This is a genomic window from Bradyrhizobium sp. NBAIM14 (genome assembly GCF_020193895.1).
Classification (GTDB): Bacteria; Pseudomonadota; Alphaproteobacteria; order Rhizobiales; family Xanthobacteraceae; genus Bradyrhizobium; species Bradyrhizobium yuanmingense.
Genome location: NZ_JADYVQ010000031.1, coordinates 24,162 through 45,509, shown reverse-complemented (window position 1 = coordinate 45,509; position 21,348 = coordinate 24,162). Strand labels below are relative to the sequence as shown.

At 59.7% G+C, this 21,348-nt stretch carries 16 protein-coding genes and 5 pseudogenes; 12 read left to right on the top strand and 9 right to left on the bottom strand.

Annotated elements, in window-relative coordinates; all coding sequences use genetic code 11:
* From I6F28_RS35375 to I6F28_RS35355, 5 genes and pseudogenes are all read left to right on the top strand, one after another.
* Window positions 1-124: pseudogene (locus I6F28_RS35375) on the top strand (hypothetical protein); the annotation flags it as partial.
* 84 nt (window positions 125-208) lie between these two features.
* Window positions 209-631 carry an IS66-like element accessory protein TnpA gene (gene tnpA, locus I6F28_RS35370; RefSeq protein WP_225143587.1) on the top strand — a complete coding sequence of 141 codons (423 nt, stop codon included), beginning with the start codon at window positions 209-211 and terminating at the stop codon, window positions 629-631.
* On the top strand, window positions 628-981 hold the full coding sequence (gene tnpB, locus I6F28_RS35365) for an IS66 family insertion sequence element accessory protein TnpB (protein ID WP_106329899.1): 354 nt from the start codon (window positions 628-630) through the stop codon (window positions 979-981). The genes tnpA and tnpB overlap by 4 nt, the downstream gene beginning before the upstream one ends.
* A gap of 69 nt (window positions 982-1,050) precedes the next feature.
* Window positions 1,051-2,652, top strand: a complete 1,602-nt coding sequence (gene tnpC / locus I6F28_RS35360) for an IS66 family transposase (RefSeq protein ID WP_225143585.1) — start codon at window positions 1,051-1,053, stop codon at window positions 2,650-2,652.
* 1 nt (window position 2,653) lies between these two features.
* Window positions 2,654-3,241 (top strand): annotated as a pseudogene (locus I6F28_RS35355) (transposase); the annotation flags it as partial.
* Window positions 3,242-3,296: 55 nt separating this feature from the next.
* Here the strand turns inward: I6F28_RS35355 and I6F28_RS35350 are convergent.
* Window positions 3,297-3,500, bottom strand: a pseudogene (locus I6F28_RS35350) (integrase core domain-containing protein); the annotation flags it as partial.
* A 240-nt stretch (window positions 3,501-3,740) separates the two neighbouring features.
* Here I6F28_RS35350 and I6F28_RS35345 point away from each other — a divergent pair.
* Window positions 3,741-3,905 carry a hypothetical protein gene (locus I6F28_RS35345; protein WP_225143604.1) on the top strand — a complete coding sequence of 55 codons (165 nt, stop codon included), beginning with the start codon at window positions 3,741-3,743 and terminating at the stop codon, window positions 3,903-3,905.
* On the opposite strand, the gene I6F28_RS35340 is transcribed toward I6F28_RS35345, so the two are convergent.
* Complete coding sequence (locus tag I6F28_RS35340) at window positions 3,897-4,184, bottom strand: hypothetical protein (RefSeq protein WP_225143583.1); 288 nt, start codon at window positions 4,182-4,184, stop codon at window positions 3,897-3,899. The genes I6F28_RS35345 and I6F28_RS35340 overlap by 9 nt on opposite strands.
* On the opposite strand from I6F28_RS35340, the pseudogene I6F28_RS35335 reads away from it, so the two are divergent.
* The 3 genes and pseudogenes from I6F28_RS35335 to I6F28_RS35325 form a co-directional block, all read left to right on the top strand.
* Window positions 4,184-4,360 (top strand): annotated as a pseudogene (locus tag I6F28_RS35335) (dihydrodipicolinate synthase family protein); the annotation flags it as partial. The gene I6F28_RS35340 and the pseudogene I6F28_RS35335 sit on opposite strands and share 1 nt — an antisense overlap.
* A 45-nt stretch (window positions 4,361-4,405) precedes the next feature.
* Window positions 4,406-5,649: pseudogene (locus tag I6F28_RS35330) on the top strand (NAD(P)/FAD-dependent oxidoreductase).
* A 2-nt stretch (window positions 5,650-5,651) separates the two neighbouring features.
* Window positions 5,652-6,656, top strand: a complete 1,005-nt coding sequence (locus tag I6F28_RS35325) for a 4-hydroxyproline epimerase (RefSeq protein WP_225143581.1) — start codon at window positions 5,652-5,654, stop codon at window positions 6,654-6,656.
* Between the two features lie 205 nt (window positions 6,657-6,861).
* On the opposite strand, the gene I6F28_RS35320 is transcribed toward I6F28_RS35325, so the two are convergent.
* Window positions 6,862-7,035, bottom strand: coding sequence for a hypothetical protein (locus I6F28_RS35320; RefSeq protein ID WP_225143579.1), 174 nt, complete (start codon window positions 7,033-7,035; stop codon window positions 6,862-6,864).
* Window positions 7,036-7,064: 29 nt separating this feature from the next.
* Here I6F28_RS35320 and I6F28_RS35315 point away from each other — a divergent pair, with 29 nt between their 5' ends.
* Window positions 7,065-7,790, top strand: a complete 726-nt coding sequence (locus I6F28_RS35315) for a haloacid dehalogenase type II (RefSeq protein ID WP_225143577.1) — start codon at window positions 7,065-7,067, stop codon at window positions 7,788-7,790.
* Window positions 7,791-8,180: 390 nt separating this feature from the next.
* Here I6F28_RS35315 and I6F28_RS35310 read toward each other — a convergent pair whose 3' ends face one another.
* From I6F28_RS35310 to I6F28_RS35285, 6 genes are all read right to left on the bottom strand, one after another.
* Window positions 8,181-8,393, bottom strand: a complete 213-nt coding sequence (locus tag I6F28_RS35310) for an MbtH family protein (protein WP_225143574.1) — start codon at window positions 8,391-8,393, stop codon at window positions 8,181-8,183.
* Window positions 8,394-8,482: 89 nt separating this feature from the next.
* Window positions 8,483-14,935 (bottom strand): non-ribosomal peptide synthetase, encoded by a 6,453-nt coding sequence (locus I6F28_RS35305; protein ID WP_225143562.1) that lies wholly within the window; start codon window positions 14,933-14,935, stop codon window positions 8,483-8,485.
* 106 nt (window positions 14,936-15,041) lie between these two features.
* Window positions 15,042-16,808 (bottom strand): alpha/beta fold hydrolase, encoded by a 1,767-nt coding sequence (locus I6F28_RS35300; protein ID WP_225143560.1) that lies wholly within the window; start codon window positions 16,806-16,808, stop codon window positions 15,042-15,044.
* A 221-nt stretch (window positions 16,809-17,029) separates the two neighbouring features.
* Entirely contained in the window at window positions 17,030-17,503 is a 474-nt protein-coding gene (locus tag I6F28_RS35295) for a hypothetical protein (protein WP_225143558.1), read from the bottom strand.
* A 34-nt stretch (window positions 17,504-17,537) separates the two neighbouring features.
* Window positions 17,538-17,963: a hypothetical protein gene (locus tag I6F28_RS35290; RefSeq protein ID WP_225143556.1), complete on the bottom strand. Its 426-nt coding sequence runs from the start codon at window positions 17,961-17,963 to the stop codon at window positions 17,538-17,540.
* Between the two features lie 404 nt (window positions 17,964-18,367).
* The gene (locus tag I6F28_RS35285) at window positions 18,368-18,598 is read right to left on the bottom strand and encodes an MbtH family protein (protein WP_225143554.1); all 231 of its coding nucleotides are present in this window, start codon (window positions 18,596-18,598) and stop codon (window positions 18,368-18,370) included.
* Between the two features lie 389 nt (window positions 18,599-18,987).
* On the opposite strand from I6F28_RS35285, the gene I6F28_RS35280 reads away from it, so the two are divergent.
* A complete protein-coding gene (locus tag I6F28_RS35280) occupies window positions 18,988-20,289 on the top strand; it encodes a lysine N(6)-hydroxylase/L-ornithine N(5)-oxygenase family protein (RefSeq protein WP_225143544.1) in 1,302 nt (433 codons plus the stop codon).
* A gap of 10 nt (window positions 20,290-20,299) precedes the next feature.
* On the top strand, window positions 20,300-21,337 hold the full coding sequence (locus I6F28_RS35275) for an NAD(P)/FAD-dependent oxidoreductase (protein ID WP_225143542.1): 1,038 nt from the start codon (window positions 20,300-20,302) through the stop codon (window positions 21,335-21,337).
* The last annotated feature ends 11 nt before the right edge of the window (window positions 21,338-21,348 follow it).

Below are 21,348 nucleotides of genomic sequence, written 5' to 3'. Positions count from 1 at the left end.
TCGACAAGGGCTAACAGAACGCGGATTGGCCTGGGCCGTCGGCATCCCTCGGCACCTCAAGGTGTATCCGGTTGATGTGAAGCTCATTTGGCCGATTACCAAAGTCCGCGGGAAACCACGAAAGCACGTAAGCGCTTAGCCTTAACCCTTGCTTCGGGATCTGGATAGCTATGCGAAGAAAGCCTCCGGCTTTGGACGGAGGTTTTGGATGGGATTGGACAGCAAAAAAGACGTCCATTTGGACGGCCCATCGGCGGGGTCGGTTAGCCGGTTGGAAGTTCTTGAAGGACCGTCGGGGCGCCGCGTGCGTTCGGAAGCTGAGAGAGCTCGGATTGTCGCCGAGAGTCTGTTGCCCGGCGCCCAGGTATCCGAGGTCGCGCGCAAGCACGGAGCGACGCGCTGGCAGATCTACGATTGGCGACGGCGATTTCGACAGCGAGGCATGTTGCCGCCGTGCGAGGCATCCCCGCCGACATTCGCTCCGCTGGTCGTGGAACGTGCTTTGGAGGAGCTTCCTGCTCCGGCGATCAAGCTTGAGATCGTGATCGGTGATGTCGTGCTGCGGACGGATACGGCCATTGATGGTGAGCAGCTGTCCCGGGTGATCCGTGCGGTGCGAGCGTCACGATGATCGCGGCCGGTGCTGATCTGAAGATTTACATCGCGACGCGGCCGATCGACTTCCGCTGTGGCCACGATGGGCTTGCGGCGAAGGTGCAGGAGATGCTTCGTCTCGACCCGTTCAGCGGCGCAGCCTTCGTGTTCCGATCGAAACGAGCGGACCGGATCAAGATTTTGGTCTGGGATCGAACGGGCCTGGTGTTGGTGCACAAGCGTCTCGAAGGTTGCAAGTTTGTTTGGCCAACGATCGCAGACGGCGTGATGCGGATATCGCCGGCGATGTTCGCGGCCTTGTTCGAGGGGCTGGATTGGAGGTTGGTCCGCCCGGAAGAAGCGCGGCGCCCGCAGGTCGCTGGATAACTGCGGCAGAATGACTCGGCAGCTATTTTGAGCGTGGCACGCGCGGCGGCGATGTGCTCGAAATAGCGCATGAGCATCGCGGCGCTGCGCGACGAAAACGAACAACTGAAAGCGCTTTTGGCGCAAACGCAGGCGGCCTTGAGCGAGCATCAGGGGGCGCTGGCGGCGTCGGAGGAAGCGCGGCGTCGGCTGGAGGTCATCCTCGGCGAATTGCGGCGCGACAGGTTCGGCGCGAAGTCCGAGAAGCTGCGGCCAGATCAGTATCACTTACCGTTGGAAGACGTGGAGATCGCGCAAGGCATCCTGGACGCGGCGCAGGAGAGAGCCGAGGCTGTGATCAAGGGCCGATCGCGGAGCGTGCCGGATCAAGGTTCTCATCGCAATCGCGGCTGCTTGCCTGCCCATTTGCCACGCGTGGAACGGATCATCGAGCCTGCAAGCACGCTCTGCCCGTGCGGTTGCGGCGCCATGACGAAGATCGGCGAGGACGTCAGCAAGCGCCTCGACGTGATCCCGGCGCAATGGCGCGTGCTGGTCACGCGCCGGCCGAAATACATCTGTCGTCGCTGTTCGGGGCCCGTCGTGCAGGCGCACGCACCGGAGCACGTCGTGCCCGGCGGGCTGCCGACCGAAGCGGCCATCGCGCACGTGATCGTCTCCAAATTTGGCGACCATACGCCATTTTACCGTCAGGCCGAGATCTATGCGCGCCAGGGGATCCGGCTCGATCGGGCGACGCTGGGCAACTGGTCTGGCCGCGCCTGCTTCCACCTTCAGCCCATCGCGGACCACATGCGCCACCACCTGGCTATGGCGGATCGGTTGTTCATGGATGAGACCAAGGCGCCGGTACTGGATCCGGGGCGCGGCCAAACGAAGAAAGGCTACTTCTGGGCGGTCGCCTCCGACGACCGCGGCCACAGCGGCCCAAGTCCACCGATCGTGTTGTTCAGGTATGCCCCCGGTCGCAGCGGTGCCTTCGCGCAGCAGTTCCTGGACGGCTTTGGCGGACGCTACCTGCAATGCGACGCCTATGACGGCTATGACCGGTTGAACGAAGTCGTTCGACCACAAGGGCCTTGGACGCTCGTGCATTGCTGGAGCCATTTGCGCCGGCGCTTCGTCAAATTGGTGCGCAACAGCAAGTCACCGATCGCCGAGGCCGCTGTTCGGCACATCGCGCAGCTTTACGCCATCGAAGCCATGGTGCGTGGCTCATCGCCGGACATCCGGTTGGCCGCGCGCAAGGAGCACTCGCTGCCAATGATAGCCACGTTAAAGCTGTGGTTCGAGAAACAGCTTTCGATGATCTCCAGCGGTTCGACCCTCGCCGAGGATATCCGCTATGCGCTCAATCATTGGCAGGGGCTGACGCGCTTCCTCGAAGACGGACGTCTCGAGCTTGACACTAACCCGGTCGAGAACGCCATCCGGCCAATCTGCTTGACCAGGAAAAACGCTCTCTTCGCCGGACATGAAATCGGGGCCGAAAACTGGGCCTTGCTGGCATCGATCGTCGCCACCTGCAAACTCAACGACGTCAATCCGGCCAGCTACATCGCCGAAACACTCGAGGCGATCATCGACGGCCATCCCCATAGTAGAATCGAAGACCTCATGCCGTGGCGATTCCGCAAGGCGTCAAGCCAGTCTCAACAGGGACACGGCTGAGCGCTTACGAAAGCACCACGTGCCGGATATCTTATCGATTGCGGCAGAACACATGCTGGCGAGCGCCAAATGGAAAACCGTGAGTTGGCGCAGCGGGACGAAAGGTCGGCTGAAAGCCCGATTTGCTGCTCTCCGTGTCCGCACCGCCGACGGCCCTCCCCAGCGAATCTGGGATAAGGGTCAGCAGCATCTCCCGGGCGACGAAGCTTGGCTCATTGGCGAGCAGCGTGCCTCAGGGGAGAAGAAATACTATCTCGCCAACCTCCCTGCGGCGACGGATCTGCGCACACTGGCCGCCACCATCAAGGCACGATGGATTTGTGAGCAGGCGCATCAGCAGTTGAAGGAGGAGCTTGGGCTTGATCACTTCGAAGGGCGATCATGGCAGGGTCTTCATCGCCACGCCCTGATGACAATGATTGCCTACGCCTTCTTGCAGCACCGTCGCCTCGCACATGCGGGACGGAAAAAAAAGAATCAATGGGCCTCCGCCTCAACCAACCATGCCCGCCGTACGCCACGCCATCGTCGATCTCATTCTTCGGCCGCCATCGCAGCGAGGCCCGCACTGCAGAAGACGAATCCGTGAAAAACCACAGCACAAACCAAATCTGCCAAAGTAGTGCTAGAGTTTTTCGCCGTGATCACGTTGGCGGGCTGGATGCGCCGACGTGGTTTTGCAGTAAAATCGGCGGTCGATTGCCGATCGCGCCATGGGGCCGTTCTTCATTGTAGTATCTGCGCCAAGTCTCCACTTTTTGCTGGGCGTCCGCAAGAGACAGGAACCAGTGGACGTTGAGGCATTCGGCCCGGAAGCGGCCGTTGAAGGCCTCGATGAACGCGTTGTCCGGCATGATGTAGCCGGTGTCCCGTGTTTCCAGACTCGATCTAGCCCATTAGCGTAGACCGATCCGGGCCTCGGGGCACCGGGAGCACGCAAGTGCGGGCAGGCCGTCGCACTGACATGAACTGCGAGTTCGAGGTCGTTATCTGGCCGCCCCTGCGACTAGCCCGGATGCGCTGCGAGCGCGGATCCGTAATTGTCGTGTTGCCCGCAGCTCCCTTTCGCACTGACCATGGAGGGAGAGATGCGCATCATTGGCATGGACATCCATCGCGTGGCGGCCGAGGCCGTGGCGCTGCTCGAGGGACATCTAGCGAAGCTCGGCCGCATTCCCATGACTCGTGACAGCTTGGAGGCTTTCGCCTGGCCGACAACCGCTCAATGCCATAACTGTTTGAATTCAGGGTAATTCTTGGCGTTGGTTGCTGCCGATGCCAACAGAAATACCAACAAGCCAGGCGAGGTCTTCGCTGGCAAGAATAATTCCATTGCTTCTCCATTGTAGCCGGCCGTTCGAAGCAACAGCAAATCGGTGAACGGCGCGACCATGGTTGTTACTGCGCGGTTCCGCGATGTTACTCCTCGTCACCGCGTAAACCGTGGCTTCGGAGCGTGGGGTCCGAGGACAGAGTTCGATGAAGAGCATGGCGCGCAAGCTCAGCCGCATCCCAATGACGAACGCTTCCATACTTCAACCATCTGATGGTGCTGAAGGGTAGTCCCGGATACAAGCTTCACTTCAACGAGGCCGATGCGCTGACCGACAGCCAGCGCGGCTATGTCGAGGCTCAGCTGAAACTGTTCGATACCTGGTATGCTCAGTGGTCGAAAGAGCTCGGCGCCTCGCAAAAGCAAGCGGCCTGACGACAAATACGAAAAGCCGTTCAGCGGGAGCTGAGTGAGCAGACGATGTCCAGCACGGCAGTTCGCGACACGATCGTGATCGGCGCAGGCGCCGTCGGCCTGTCTGCTGCGCTGGCTCTACAGGCCGAGGGGCGCCGGGTCGTCGTGCTGGACCGGGAAGGTCCGGCTGTGGGGGCATCCGCCGGCAACGCGGACGACTTTGCCTTTACGGACATCTTGCCGCTCGCCTCGCCCGGCATTCTGCGCAAGGCGCCAAAATGGCTGCTCAACCCCCTTGGGCCGCTGTCGGTCCCGCCAGCCTATGCGCTGCGGATCGTGCCATGGATGCTCCGCTTCTGGCGCGCTTGCGCGCCGGATCGTGTGGCGCAATCGACGGCGGCGCAGAGATCGCTGATGGACTTGTCAAAAGCCGAACTCGAGCCCTTTCTGCAGCGGACCGGCACGTTCGCCATGCTGCGCAAGGAAGGCAATTTGCAGGTCTATGAGAGCGAGTCCGAATTCCGCGCATCGCTGCCCGGGTGGCAGGCGCGCGCCGATCACGGAATTGCATTCCAGCACATGACGGCAGCGGAGATGGCGGACATCCAGCCCGGCATTGCCCCGCGCTTTACCCGCGGCACGTTCACTTCGGGCTGGTACTCGATCTCCGATCCGAAGCTTTACACGTTAGCTCTTGCCGAGCGCTTCACTGCCGATGGCGGCATCATTGAACGCGCCGAGGTGTCTGCTCTGCACCCGCTCGATAACGGTGTCGAGGTGTTAGCCGGCGTCGCGCGCCGCGCCGATCACGTGATCGTGGCGGCAGGGGCCTTCTCGCATAAGATCGCCCACACCATGAGCGAACGCTCCCGCTTGAGACCGAGCGAGGATATAACACGACACTTCCGATCGATGCTTTCGACCTGCGCAGGCAGATTACATTCGGCGGGCACGGCTTCGTCGTCACGCGCCTCTCCACCGGCATCCGCGTTGGTGGCGCAGTCGAGCTTGGTGGCCTTTCGCTGCCACCGAACTTCGCGCGCTCCCGCGCCATGCTCACCAAGGCCAGCGCCTTCCTTCCGGGTTTGAAGACCGGCGGCGGCGTCGAATGGATGGGATTTCGTCCGTCCATGCCCGACAGCCTCCCGGTGATCGGTCGCTCTCGAGCGACACCGCGCATCATCTACGCTTTCGGTCCCGGCCATCTCGGCCTGACGCAGTCGGCCGGGCACCGCTCGGCTGTCGCCGACCTGGTCGCGGGGCGAATGCCCGCCATCGACCTTTCTCCTTTCTCGCTTCGGAGATTCTGACCATGGCCACCCATACCTTCTCCTGCATCGACGGGCATACCTGCGGCAACCCGGTTCGTCTGGTCTCCGGTGGGGGGCCGCGTCTGGACGGCGCGAGCATGCTTGAAAAGCGCGCCCACTTTCTGCGCGTCTATGACTGGATCCGCACCGGCCTGATGTTCGAACCGCGTGGTCACGACATGATGTCTGGCTCGATCCTCTATCCGCCGACGCGCCCCGATTGTGATCTTGCGGTGCTGTTCATCGAGACATCCGGCTGTCTGCCGATGTGCGGTGACGGCACTATCGGAACTGTCACGATGGGCATCGAGAATGGCCTCATCACACCGCGCGAACCCGGAAAGCTCTCGATCGACGCGCCGGCCGGCAAGGTCGATATCACCTACCGCCAGGAAGGCCGCTTTGTCGAGGAGGTGCGCCTCACCAACGTTCCGGGCTTTCTCTACGCTGAGGGATTGACGGCTGAGGTCGATGGTCTCGGCGAAGTCGTCGTCGACGTCGCCTATGGCGGCAATTTCTATGCCATCGTCGAGCCGCAAAGAAACTTCCGCGACATGGCCGATCATACGGCGGGGGAACTGGTGGGCTGGTCGCCGCGCCTACGCGCAGCGCTCAACCGGAAGTACGACTTCTTCGTCCACCCCGAGCATCCGGAGATCAAGGGCCTCAGCCATATTCAGTGGACGGGCAAGCCGACGAAGCCGGAGGCGCATGGGCGTAACGCCGTCTTCTACGGCGAAAAGGCCATCGACCGGTCGCCATGCGGTACCGGCAGCTCGGCGCGGATGGCGCAGCTCGCTGCCAAAGGCAAGCTGAAGGTCGGCGACGAGTTCGTGCATGAATCGATCATCGGCTCGCTATTCAAGGGACGAGTCGAGGCCGCCGTCAAGGTCGCCAACCGGGATTCGATCGTCCCCTCGATTGCCGGCTGGGCCCGCATGACCGGCATCAACACGATCTTCATCGACGATCGCGATCCCTATGCTCACGGCTTCGTCGTGAAGTGAAAGTGAAAGTTCGAGGCCACGATAGCCGCGCGTGGTTATTGTCATCCAGCGGGATCACGAGACGGCCAGGGAGCCGCTTGCTCGTTCCCTGATATGCGGGCGTGGCTTGCTCGTGAAGTTGGTCATCGGCGGAGGCCACACCTGAAACCTGATTGGTCAAGAGCGTAGACTCGGGCTTCAGTCTAGCCGCCCAGCACCCACGCAGCTACTCGATGCAGGCGCGCTGGATCGGCTTTTTGGAGATCGTCTTCGGGATTTCGTCGAGGATGTGGATGATGTCGGGGATAGCGGCAGATGGTGCCGTCCCGAAGCCGAAATCCGATCGGTTCTGCGGACCCGACCGCGTCGACGCGGCGACCCTGCCATCCGTGCCACCCATACTGGTACAAGCAAAGAGGAGACATCGACATGTTGCTCACCGATTTCGACGCGCTGACCTTCGACTGCTACGGCACCTTGATCGATTGGGAGAGCGGGATGGTCGAGGCTCTGAAGAGCCTTACGGATAGGGTGAAGCGTCCGCTCACACGCGACCAGATTCTGGAAGCGCATGCGCGCCATGAATCAAGCCAGCAGAAGTACACCCCGGCGAAGCGATATCGGGATCTGCTGCCGATCGTCTACAAGCGCCTCGCCGAGGAATGGGGCGTGCACGCGACACACGAAGATTGCGTCGAGTATGGCCAGTCCGTCGGAAATTGGCCGGCGTTCGAGGACTCCCCGGGCGCGCTCCAGTATCTGAAGAAGTATTTCAAGCTCGTCATCCTTTCCAATGTGGACAACGTGACGTTCCAGGCGAGCAACCGCAGGCTCCAGGCGGAGTTCGATGCGATCTACACCGCCGAGGACATCGGATCCTACAAGCCATCGCCCCGAAACTTCGACTACATGATCGAAAAGCTGGGCGAGATCGGCGTTAGGAAGGAGAAGATCCTGCACACGGCCGAGAGCATGTTCCACGACCATAAGCCGGCAAACGAGCACGGCTTGAAGTCGTGCTGGATCTATCGTCGTCACGCCCAGCAGGGCTTCGGGGCCACCATGAATCCTGACCAGATGCCGCACGTCGACTTCCGGTTCAACAGCATGCACGACCTGGCGAAGGCGCATCAGGAGCAATTGCGGGTAAAGTGATGGCCGAGCGAACGGGGATCACCAAGCCTCCTTTCGCGTTTCGAAGGGCATTGTGCTGCTAGACCCAGAGTCCGGCGGAAGATTGCGCGGCGGCATGCGAGGATGCCCATTTTTGGCCGGTTAAGCCCTGGGTTCCGACCGGTAACGAGGGCGCGGTTTCCCCGAACAGCTCGCGGGATGAGCCCGGTTGAGGCACCCACAAACTGCCTCGGGCGAAGTAGGTTTGGTTCGTGTGGAGAAAGGCGGTAGCGGTCTCCCGCGACCAGAAAATCAAGCGAATTTTCGCGTGCGTTCCTATCCGAACCGTAGGCAATTCCAGTGGAATTAGCTGGCAACGACGTTGATGGCTTGCGTGGGCGACCGACGGACGGCGACCAGGGCTCGCAGAAATCATCGCTCTGGCGAGCGTTCGCCGCGGAGGCTTGCGGGCCGCATATCGCCCCAAACTTGCTCAACGTAGGTCAGACATTCCTCCTTGCTGCCCGTTTTCGGGGCGAGCTGCCAGCCGGACGGCACTTCGCGCCCGAGCGGCCAGATTGAATACTGTTCCTCGCCGTTGACGACGACCTGGAATTGGCCGTCCTGGTTCTCTTGCCTGTTCACCGGATTCTCCTCGTTCAATTGCCTGGTTTGGATACAGGAGTGTTAGAAGCAAATCTTGCAGGCGGGCCCGGTTCGCGGGACGGCGATCTTCAAGTGAGGCTGTGGGCGGCCTCCTCTGGCATTTGCTCAAGCTCCGCGAGCAGGCGATCGATTTGATCGTCCCCCCGTTTCTCCAGCATGGATTCGACGGTCGCCAGTGCCAGCGCTTGGACCGTGGGATTATCGAACATAAGGCGGACGGGCAGTTCGGCCCCAAACTCATCCCTGATCCGAGAAATGACGCGAGTGGCCAACAATGAATGCCCCCCGAGCTCAAAGAAATTATCTTTAATGCCAACGCTCGGCACCTGAAGGATCTCACTCCACATGCGCGCCAGCGCAATTTCCACGGGCGTCCTCGGGACTGCGCCGGTGACGGAATGGGACGCTTCCCCTTGCGGGTCGGGCAGGTTGCTTCGGCTAAGCTTGCCACTCGGCGTAAGCGGCAGTGATCCCACAACGACATAGGTCGCCGGAATCATTTGTTCGGGCAATATGGCTCGAAGATGCGCCCGGAGGTCCTCGGTTGACGCGGGCGATTCCGGATCGGCCTGAATGTAGCCGAACAGACGAAGCTCCCCGCGACTTTCGCGCGCAACCACAACGGCTTCGCGGACCGACGGGTGCGTCCGTAGAGCAACTTCAATCTCGCCGAGTTCAACGCGAAAACCACGAATCTTGACCTGTTGGTCCGCCCGTCCGAGGTACTCAAGCTCTCCGTTCGACAAAAATCGCGCGCGGTCGCCTGTCCGATACAATCGTCCCCCTCTCGTGCTTTGCCCATCCGGGACGAAGCGCTCGGCCGTCAGGGCGCGCCGTTCCAGATAGCCGTGCGCCAGTGCAGAACCGCCAATGCAAAGCTCGCCCGGAATACCGATCGGGCAAAGCTGTCCATGCGAGTCAAGGATCTGGATCACCACATTGGGGATCACCCGGCCAATCGACGGGCGCGCCGGCCAGTCGCTTGCCGCCCCGGCCAGCCTGAGTTCGGTAACGACATGAGACTCGGTAGGTCCGTACTGATTATACAGATCCGCGCCGAGCCGAGTCATCATTGCAGCTATCTGCGGTGTGATCTGCAGTTGTTCGCCGGCCGTTATAATCTCTGTCAACGAATGCGGAAGATCGGCGGCATGTCGAGCGTGCTCTGCCAGTTGCTGGAGCGCGACGTAAGGAAGGAAGAGCCGACGCACATTTTCCTGATACAGCAATTTCCATAGAGCGGGCGGGTCCCTGCGCTGCTCCTCTGTTATGAGTACGAGCGTTCCGCCGGCGTCCAACGTCGAGAATATTTCCTGAAACGAGACGTCGAAACTCAAGGAGGCGAATTGTAAGGTTGGCGCTGCCGTCGGCAGCGCGGATCGGGCGATTTGCCAGCGGATCAGCGATGCGAGTGGACCATGCGGCATTGCTACGCCTTTCGGCTTGCCCGTCGACCCGGATGTATAGATGACATAAGCGAGACTGCCGGCAGAAACGGGCACGGCTGGATTGTCGTGAGGGAACATAGCGGGTTCAGGGTCATCGATGGCTAGGAGCGCGCCAGTCGCTCCCGACAATTCACTGCGTCGCGCACTCTGCGTCAGCACCAGTGCGACGCGCGCGTCTGCCGCCATAAAGGCGATGCGCTCTTTCGGATAGGAAGGGTCGATCGGAACGTAAGCCGCCCCAGCCTTTAGCGTTGCGATAAGGGCGACGATCATATCCACACCACGATCGACGCAAATAGCGACGCGAGAGCCCGGTCCGACGCCAAGCCCAATCAGGCGGTGCGCCAGAGCATTGGCGCGACAGTTGAGTTCCTTGTAGGTGGTTTTTTCCTTCCCTGCGACAAGCGCAACTGTATCCGGCAAGAGCTCAGCCTGCCTCTCGAACAGCACATGGCACATTTCCCGTTGAATCGGGTCCTCGGTGTCGTTCCAGTCCGCCAGAGCTGTTGTCTCGGTCGGCAGAAGCATTGGCAGCGACCATATCGGACGGTCCGGCTCGTCCATCGCCGCGGCGAGCAAGGCACCATAATGTCCCGCAATGCGCACAACCGACGACAGGTCGAATAGATCGGAATTGTATTCGATTCCGGCACAAAGGTCGCTCGCCGTTTCCGACAGGAACATGGTCAGGTCGAATTTGGCCACACCGGCGCTCAGTGTCGACGTATCCTCATCGAGCACGCCGCCGGTTTCCATGGGGCGGCCGGTGTTCTGCAAGGCAATCATGACCTGGAAGAGCGGATTGTAAGAGAGGTTTCTCTCCGGTTGGATCTCCTCGACCAGCTTCTCGAAAGGAATACCCTGGTGCGCGAAGGCTTCCATCGTCACATCGCGCACCTCGGAAACGAGCGCGCGGAAAGTGGAATTTGCCGAAAATTGGGTGCGGAGCACGAGTGTATTGGCCATAAAACCAATCAACCCTTCGAGTTCGGGGCGTACCCGGTTGGCAATCGGAGACCCCACCACCAAGTCTTCGCGGCCAGTATAGCGATAGAGAAGAACATAAAACGCTGACAGCAATGTCGAAAAAAGGGTTACTTGCTCCTGCTCGGAGAAGTTCTTGACGCTCTTCAGGAGCGATGGGGGTATGGTGAACGGGTACAAGCCTCCGGTGAAGGTTTGCATCGCCGGCCGTGGTCTGTCCGCCGGCAAGTCGAGCAGCGGAGGTACACCTTCGAGTTTGTTTTTCCAGTAGTTGACATCGCGCTGCAGCACCGGGCCGGACAAGTATCGACGCTGCCAGCAGGCGAAGTCCGCATACTGGATCGGAAGGTCGGGCAACGATGGAGACCTCCGGCTAAGCCGGGCTTCGTAAAATGCGACAAGCTCTCGGGATATGATGTCCATCGACCAACCATCCGCGGCTATGTGGTGGATGGTTAGAAGGAATCGATTGTCATTATTGTGCAGACGTATGAGTTCAGCCCGCAAGACCGGTCCGTGCTTGAGGTCGAACGGCATCCGCATCTGCTGCGTAGTCAGACGTTGTGACTCGAGTTTTCTGGTCTCCTCGGGCATGTTGCGAAGATCATGAACGGGCATCTTGATTTTGAGAGACGGAGCGATCACTTGCACTGGCTCGTCCGCGACCGTGTCAAAAGTTGTGCGCAGCGTTTCGTGGCGCACAATGAGGTCATTGAGGGCGCCTTCGAGCACTGCCACGTCGACCGCTGCGAAGCGCACCGGCATCGCGATGTTGTAAACGGCGCTCCCCGGATCGAACTGATCCAAGAACCATAGGCGCTGCTGCGCAAATGATAGCGGGATCGGCCGATCCCTAGGAACTCGAGCGATCGTGGAGACTTGGGGCCGAGGATCTGAGCCAACGAGCGGCTTGATAATTGCCGCCAGTTGCTCGATCGTCGGCGCTTCGAATAAGCGCTGGAGTGGTACTTCGATCTGCAAAGTATCGCTAATCCGCGCGATGATCTGTGTGGCGATCAAAGAATGGCCGCCAAGCCGAAAGAAATTGTCGCGGATTCCGACCACGTCCGTGTGGAGGACGCCCATCCAGATCTGCGTCAGGTGAATTTCCAAATTGTCGCGCGGCGCGAGATATTCTTCGACGCCGGATATTGGGGCGTCGAGGCGCGCGACGATTTCTGCCAACGCACGCCGGTCGATGCCGCCTTTGCCGTTATAGGGAATCTTTCGCTTAAGTTCGAACGTCGAGGGTATCAGCCGCGCCGGTATCCGCGCAGCCAAGAAGCTCTGTAGCTCCGATACGGGAACATCCCGAGACAGCTTTAGAAATGCGACCAACCCCCGGTCATGCAACCCCTGGCGGGTTCTTGCCGCAACGGCCGCTGCCTCCACTGCCGGATGGTCGCAAAGAGCAGCCTCGATCTCGACAAAGCTGATCTTCGAATTTCCCGTTAGCAGAGCATCGTCCATATGCCCATGCAGGACAAACTGCCCGTCCTCGAGCCGAGCGAAGTCACTCGTCCGATAGCCTGGCTCGGGGTGGGGCAAATCGGGATTTTGTACATAGATGTCTCCAGGCACTCGCCCCGGCACGGGCTCGAGGTCGCGTCCTAGAAGGTCGATTCGGACGCCGGCAGCTGGAATTCCAAGTGGAATGACCGCGGCATCCGGCTTGAGCAGCGCCAGTGGTTGTATCAAATAAAAGCCACCCGCGGCCGGATCGCCCGACACCATATGAATCCGTCCGATTAGCTCAGGCGTGAGCGCTTCCTGAAGTTGGCCCCAATCCAACCCGCGCTCGGCAGAAAGCACCAGCCGAACGCTCCGCAAGGACCGCGGAAATTCCCGGGCTAACCGCTCCAAATCCGCCAGAGCGAGAGACATGACGGTAACGGAGGCCTCATGCAGCAGTGTTGCAAAGCGCCGCGAGCGAAACGACAATTCGGGCGGCACAAATACGATTGCCGCCCCGGCGGCCAGCGCACCGAAGATTTCGTACCGCGCGCAGTCGGAGCCGATATTGGAAAGATGCGCAACGCGATCCTCCGGCGAAAGGCAAAGGAAACGGTCACATCCGGCGCGGCTAAGCATCCGATGGCTGAGGCGCACAGTGGTCATTTTGGCTGTGCCGTCAACCTGGACAAGCATCACGGCGGGCGAGTCGGGCGTTACGCAGGTTGTGAGTTCATCGTCCGGTTGGGTCGCCGAATCTGCCCAAACTTCGTCAAGCCGGACCGTCTCTACTCCGAATTGTCGGAAGCACGGCTCGGTAGCTTCGTCTACGACCACCAATGCCGGCCGAAGCGCCGTCAGGATGCGCTCTGCCCGATTGGAGTTCAGCGGGATTCCGCCTGATGCCAAGATGTCGGCAGGATCGATCGGAGCCCAGACCAGACCCGCCTTCAAGATCCCCAAGATGACCGCGAGCCCTCCCGATCCGGGCCTAGAAGCGATCGCGACGGTGCTGCCGGCGCTCAGTTTCCGGAGGAAAGATGTACGCGCGATCCGGTTCGCCCGTTGGTTCAGCTCGAAATAGGTGCACGTACCACTGGGATCGATGGTGGCAAGGGCTGTCGGTGAGCGTGCCGCATGGGCGGCGATGCGCGCTCCCAGGACTTCCGTCGGCACCGCCGCTGTTTCCGGGGCGTTGGCCGAATCCGCGGTCTTGATGACCTCGTCGGGCATCCATACGGAGAGGCGCGACAGCGTTTCGTGAGGATTCTCCACAATTCTGTGCAGCAACGCTATATAGCGCCCGATCATGATCTCGGCGGTCGATTCGTCGAAAAGGTCGGTGTTAAATTCAAGAGCTCCTCGTGCACCGGCTCCGGTATCAAGCACCGACATCGTCAAATCGAACTTGGCAGTACCGTTGCCGACCGAGCCAGCCTGAATCTGGGATCCCAACGGCTGGATAGGAGCCGCGCTGCGGTCTAGCGTTCCGATGTTTTGGACCCCGAACAGAATCTGGAAAAATGGATTGCGGCTCAAGTCTCGGTCGAGCTGAAGTTCGTCTACCAACTTCTCGAACGGCATGTCCTGATTGCCATAGGCTTCCAGCGCCACGTCACGCTCGCGCACAAGCAACTCGACAAAGGTTGGATCGCCCGAGAGATCGGTCCGCAACACCAACGTGTTGACAAAGAAGCCGATCAATCCTTCAAGCTCCGAACGGGTCCGGTTGGCGATAGGCGATCCGACGGCGATGTCGGTTTCACCACTCAAACGGTGGAGCAACACCTTGAGCGCGGCGAGCAGAGTCATGAACAGCGAGGCGCGGCTGGCGTTGCCGAGCGTCTTGAGTGCTTCGCACAGTTTCTGGTCCAGCGTGAAGACGCGGACCGACCCGTTACTGGTCTGCACGGGCGGTCTGCGACGATCGGTGGGAAGATTGAGCACAGGCCGCAGGCCGCTGAGCTGCTTGCGCCAGTAACCGAGCTGCTTTTGCAGAAGCTCGCCGCGGAACCACTCTGCCTGCCATACCGCGAAGTCCGGGTATTGAACCGTTAGTTCCGGCAATGGAGAGGGGCTCCTGCGCAAAAATGCCATATATATCGTCGTCAATTCCCGATTGAGCACCGACATCGACCAACCATCGGAGACGATGTGATGCATCACCAGCATCAGAAAGCTCTGGTTGGAATTAAGGTGCACCAGCGAAGCATATAGCAATGGGCCTGTTCTAAGATCGAACGGCCGTCGGCTTTCCGCATAGACGAAGCGGCTCACATCCTCCTCCCGGGCCACCCCGGAACGCGAACGCAGATCCACGATGGCGAGCTTGAGCTTCAAGGAAGCCTTGACGACCTGTGCGGGTTGTCCGTCGACCACCTCGAATGTCGTCCTCAAGGCTTCGTGCCGTCGCACGATTTCATTTATGGTTCGTTCGAGAACCGTTACGTCAACCCGACCATACAGCGGGACCGACGTCGCAATGTTGTACGCGGGATTGCCCGGTTGCAATCGGTCGAGAATCCACAACCGGGATTGCGCAAAGGACAAAGGACGAGCACGCCGCTCGCCATCCTTGACGAACTGGGACGCGGAGCCGTGCGATTGATCTGGTGCCTGAGAGATCGTGGACAACATTGCACCTCCACTTTTGCGGGAAATCCCGACGTCTGAACCTAGCCCGTGCCGCTGTCATTTGGGGACATCGCCGCCCGGCGAGGCACCCGATCTTTGTCTTCCCGGCTCACTCACCGGCCCGGAGCAACCCGGCCGTGTCAGCTGAGTTGCTCACATATGTCGGATCGAGCGAAAGCATCTGTCCATCGCTACGTTCGGGCACTCCATCACCGGAGGCAAACCATTCAATCATGCGTGCCACGACGTCAGCTCGATCATAGAGAAAGTAATGCGTCGCTCCCGGAGCCTGCAGCAGACGAGCCCGGGGAAATAACCCGCGCGCCCATTCCGAAGCTTTGGGCGCTGCGATACGGTCGTACTCCGACGCGAAAAGCAAGATCGGAACGTCGATTTGGCCCGCGACCTGGCTAACATCGTAGTGCCAAAAGTCGATCATCTGATGCGCAAATCTGATCGTTGTGTTCGCGTCGCGAAACGGCCGTAGAACCGGCATTCTCAGGTCACGGTTCATGGCGCGGAGAACGGCCTCCGACTCCTCGGTTTCTGTCTCTATCATCAGGTCTGGGCCGGCCTCACTCGCACGTGACGTGAGAGAAGCCGCTATCGACGAGGCCGTCGACGGACTTTGCTCAAGCTCGTTGAAAAGGGCCTGAAAATCAGTTTCATACGGCGTATCAAAATCGAGCGAGCTCTCGAGACACTTCACCTGCATATTCAGGAAAGTCATGGAGAGCAACCGATCAGGGTGACGTAGAGCGAATTCTGCCGCGATTTTAGGGCCAGTGCACCATCCGACCAAATGGACGCGAGTCACCGACTCCCGCTCGATGATCGACGCTAGATCGGCAACATGATCGAGAAGCGAGAGCTGAGATTCTGACTCATCGAGCCCGCGCGGATCCCAACTCAGTACCCGAAACCGCGGGCGCAGATGAGCTATCAGCCGAGACCATGGCTTCGGTCCCTGGCCCAGGGCATTGAGCAGCACAACCGCCTCGCCATCGCTGCTGGTAGAACTATAAGAAAGCTTTCGGCCGCCACGATGCGTCGTTCGGATGTCCGGCAGCTTCGATGCGTGAGAAACGAATGCGCTATGTTCGGACAACTGCGCCTGATGCGCCAATTCCACTAAATCATCGAACTCGGCCGGATCCAGGCCAGGTTGAACAGACCTCATACCTGCGGCGTTGTAGGCATGTTCGATCACTTCGCAGTCTGGCTGACCCAGGTGTTCGGCGAAATTCATCAACCGTCGATCGAACAGCGCGTCGATGGCAGTTAGCCGCTGAGAGAACAGTGCCTTGCCGTCCAATGGCAGTAGGCTTACGCCGTAAATGTTACCTACCCGCTCGAGAAAATCCTCCGCCGACAGGCTCTCCGCCCCCGCGACGACGTAGTTACCGCCCTCGGTCCGATCAACAATCGCCATTATGATTGCTGCTGCTTGCTCAGTTCTCAGTACATTGACCCGGGCCGTCGGCGCGATCAGGCACCGGAGCCCTCGGTATTCGAATAGATCATCAGCCCGTTCATCGACTTCCGTCTTGAGGTCGAATAGGGTGGACAGGAAATGAAGGATCCCTTCTTGTGCGATGTCGTCGGGAGGGGCGATATCAAGCGTGAGCGTCGTTCGGAACGTCCTCGTCACGGGGAAATCGAACGTCGCCGGATTGCTATAGACGACCGACCCGCCTCGCGGCAGAATCCAGCGCCAACGCTGGCCACCGCAATAAGGTGTCATAACCACATTCAGCGCACCGATGGGGGCAAGCTGAAAGGTTTCGCGCAATGATCCGGAAACGGATTCACCACTCGACGCGAAGTGCCATACTTCCGCGCCGGCAGCGTTTTCCAATGAGGCGAGGTGCTCCATCTGTCCCACCTCAGCCCTTGGGTCTCGGCGGAGCGAAATTTGCCGCACCAAGGACTCGAAGCGCGCGTACGCCCCCGATGGTGCGATGACGCCTAGTCGCTGGGAACGCGACAACCGCTCGGCGGCGATGAAGGCCGCCAAGAGGCCAAGCGTCCCAGTGAAAACAGCACTCTCTTGCGACATGCCGAGGTACCCACAACGTCATCCGCCCTGGCGGTGCATCAAGCGGCTGCTCTAGGTGCCCCGCCCGGGGGTGTGAAGGGATCGCTGGCAGCAGGCGCACTAGAAGAAGTCGGCCCCACCAAGCTCATCGCCGTCGCTGAAACGGAAAGCAGGCTTTGGCCCAGATTTCTCACATCCGTAAAACCCAGGTCGTTGATGTCGCTCTCGGCGATCAGTTGTTTCAATGCGGCCTTGTACCTGTCATACGCCTCGGCGTATTGCTGCGGCAGGGTCGGATTGCTGTAAAGCGATTGTACCTTCTGTTGATATTCCTCTTGCGCGGCGCGGAACTGCTCTGGCTGTTGGCTCTGATAGGCCTTTTCGACCCCGCGTTCGAATTCGGTCTGGATGCTGCGACACCGGCTTTGTGAGTCCGCCCAGGCATCAGCCACATCCCGGAAATATCTTTCGTGGATCAACTGCAGCTGCCTGTACAGTGGCTCGTTTGATTGGTCTTGGTTTGTCTGCGTCATAGAAGCCTCCCTACGTTCGGTTGGATTGGGTCAATTACGGTAGCGCCACGCGCTGTCTCCTAGTTGTGCCTAAAACACCGGTGGACCCATGTCGGTCCTTAGCGTCGATCCAAAAAAGGATCTCGAGTCCTTGGAATCGTTTGCTATCTTTTGGCTTTCCGATGCACGCCATGATCCGTTCCACCGATAAGATCGCGATGGTGGCGTGCTGGTGGTGGCAAGCTTGTTCGGAATGTTCTGTTCTTGCCGACGCTCTCTGCTGAAAGCGGATATCAACTGTCGGCAGGTCGATGTCGAGATCGTCGAAATCCTCAAAGGGCGTGGCGCTAGCAAATCCGTCATCCCGCCCGAGCACCAAATCGCCGGACGGATGATATCGGTTGGCTCGGCCGCTGCCGAAGCCTCGCCAAGGATGGGCGATGATCGAACCAAAGCGCGCTTGCCTTTCTGCTCTGAGCATCGACCCGGCCAGAACACTAAAAACAATATGCTCCCGGAGAGGCTCTCTCCTTGATCTCCCGCGCACTTCGGGTTGTTACCAGCGTGTCAAAGATGCGCGGTCTTCCGGGTGTTCAGCGATCTCCGAGCGAGTCCAAACATTGTTCCTCGCCGGGATAACAATCTCGCCGTTCACCCAGAGATTGTATTACCACATTCTACGCGCTACCGTGAATGAAATTTGCGCATCCCATTCGAAAGGTCGGAAGCCAGGCGTCGTCTTGGTTTCGCCTTCGCCCATGAGACCGCGCGCGATCCCCGCTTTCTTGCGGCGATGATTGCTTCAAAACTACAAAAATAAGGACCCGATCAATCGGTTATTGATTGGTCACAGACTACGCCATAAGGCCTGCACGAAGATTTCTCTCAGTGCTTCTTATCAGCCGAAGCTTCCTGATCCGTCAGCTGCGCCATGTGCTGCCTGAGGCTCAGCGGGCGCATGTCAGTCCAGACTTGCTCGACATAGGCAAGGCACTCCTCCTTCGAGCCAACCTTACCCGCATCCCGCCAGCCAAGCGGATTGTCCCGGTCAACCGGCCAAATCGAATACTGCTCTCCATGATTGATTACGACTTTCATTTGCCTGTCATCAAACATGTCAGCTCTCCCGTAAAACGTTCAGCGCCAAATTACGATTCCGATCATCGGATACTTTCATAACAACTGAAAGTAGGATATTGTTAGACGAAGAAACTAAGAGTAGTATCAAGTTCGTGGAAATCTTAGACGCCGATTTTTGAATTTGTGCGGTGTTGCGGGCACGTCGGTAGATTGCCCCGTTGAGGCTTGCGTACCTAGCGAAATACATCGAGGGAGGAAGACATTGGAATTTCCCATTGATATTGCGAGGGCGTCGACAGCCATTGATATCGACGGCAACCACGAAGTGTTCGGATCACCGGCCGCGGTTGCATCCGACCGGTGCGCGCTATTCGTCAAACCACAAGTTCATAACGGGATTTGGCTCTTATCATCGAGAGAGTGCCATGATCTATCAGTGTGTCGGGATCGGCGTCGGACCGTCGAACTTAAGTCTTGCCTCGCTTCTCTATCCGTATAAGGGCGTGCTCAGCGCCTTCTTCGATCGAAAGCCGGAATTCGCGTGGCATGACGGGATGTATTTCCCTGGTGCGACGCTGCAAGTCTCGCTGTTCAAGGATTTGGTAACGCTCTCAGACCCGACAAATCCTTTCTCGTTTATTTCTTACCTGCATGCTGAGGGTAAGATTCATCACTTTCTCAACGCTCGATTCGAATCGGTGCCGCGGCGTGAGTTCCGGAACTATCTGAAATGGGCGAGCGATTCGAACGAGAACGTCCATTTCGGTGAAGAGGTCACGCAGATCCGATTCGACGGGCACTTTGTCGTAGAAACGGAGAGGCGCTGTATCCGAGCCGAGAACATTGCCGTCGGCGTCGGCACAGAGGCCCATATTCCCAGCTTCGCCCGGTGCCATATCGGCCCAACGCAATTCCATGTCAGCGAATATGGCGCCAAGGCTAAGTCGCTCAAGGCTAAGCGCGTCGCTATCGTCGGAGGTGGTCAGTCCGGCGCCGAAGCGTTTCTCGACGTCATCACCAGCGAGCGCGACCTGCTGCCGAAGCAGGTAATCTGGGTATCGCGCCGCGAGAATTTCCTGCCATTGGACGATTCTCCTTTCGTCAACGACTATTTCATGCCGAGCTTTTCCGAGTACTTTTTCGGTCAGGATGCCGATTTCAAGAGAGCGTTCCTCGAACGGAATGTTCTGGCGAGCGATGGCATCTCGGAAAAGACACTCCGGGAAATCTATCAGCGGCTTTACGTGCTCCGCTTTATCGAGGATTGCGACAATGTGTCCGTGCTGATGCCGGGCCGAACGGTCGAGCAGGTATGGCACGACGGGCGGCAATGGGGGCTGGCCGTGACCCACGATGCGACCAAATCGGAAGAGGAGCCTGTCTACGCCGACACCGTCATATGGGCGACCGGCTTCCGCGGCGCCCGCATGCCATTTCTCGATCCGCTCGTGTCGCGCCTTGAATACGAAGACGTTGAGGTTCGCATCGACGCCAATTTTGCGGCGGTCTGGGACGGTCCGACCAATCGACGCATCTTCATGCTGAACGCCGCGCGGCGGCAACGCGGGTTGGCTGAGCCCAATCTCAGCCTGATCGCTTGGCGCAGCCAATGCGTGATTGAGGCGGTGCTGAGCGGGGCAGGCTGCACGCGCGCAGCCCAGAAGCGGTCCTTTATGACCTGGCAGCCGATCAATGCTTGGTCCGAGCGCCAGCACCGTGCGGTGTGAGGGGGCGGCCATGCGCGAACGGGTCGTCGTTGCGGGCGCGGGGATTATCGGTTCCGTCATCGTTCGACAGATCTTGGCCGAGCGACCTGGCGCGGAGATCATCGCGATCGACCGGGACTTGGTCGGCTCAGGCGCATCACGGCGTTCTGCTGGGCTGCATTTTCCGGTTGGCCGGACGGAGCGCGTACGCGCCATGACCGAAATGAGCGAGCGCTACTATCAAGCGCTCGCAGCCCGCGATCCCAGCCTGCCGATCTATCCAGTAGCAATGCATGCGGTTGCCTTCGGCACAGCTGCGGAGGCGGCATGGCGCAATTTCATCAAGGCGGGGCCGATCGAAACATCGCCAGCCTGTCGACGGGCGGCGATGGGCCAACCGGTCGGCGCTTCTGTCTGGTCGGTCCCAGGTTGCCACTACACCGATGTCGCGACCCTGGCAGGTCGCCTTGTCCGTGATTTCCGGTCCATGATCTCGCTGCTTGAGGGCGTCGCCGTCGCAAGTATCCAGGAGGAGACAGGCGCCGCCGTACTGGTGCTCTCGACCGGCGAGACGTTGAGGGCGGACCGATTGATCCTGGCGCCGGGCCCGTGGGTGAATGCACCGGCATGGCGTGCGCTGGTCGCGCCGCTCGGCATCCGGATCAAGAAAATCATCGCCCTCCATCTGGATGCTCCGGCGGACAAGGCAGACGCTGCAGTCGTGTTCCCGGAGGAGGATGCTTTCCTGCTGCCGCTGCAGTATCGTGGCCATTGGCTTTTTAGTTATACGTGCCTCGATTGGGATGTCGATCCGGACGCGCCGCAGCCTGGTGTGAATCGACAGAATCTCGATGAGGCGCAGAAGGTGCTTCGACGTTACGCACCGGAGCTGGTCGAGAAATTGCGGTCCGGCCGTGTGTTCTGCGACGCGTATAGCCCGAGTCGGGAACCAATTGTCGCCACGGTCGGCGCAAGCGGCCGGATCATTTTCGCCGGCGCTGCAAACGGATCCGGCTACCGTCTCGCACCGGCCATCGCTGCCGAGACGTTGCGGCTGCTCGACAACTGATCACTTGGCCC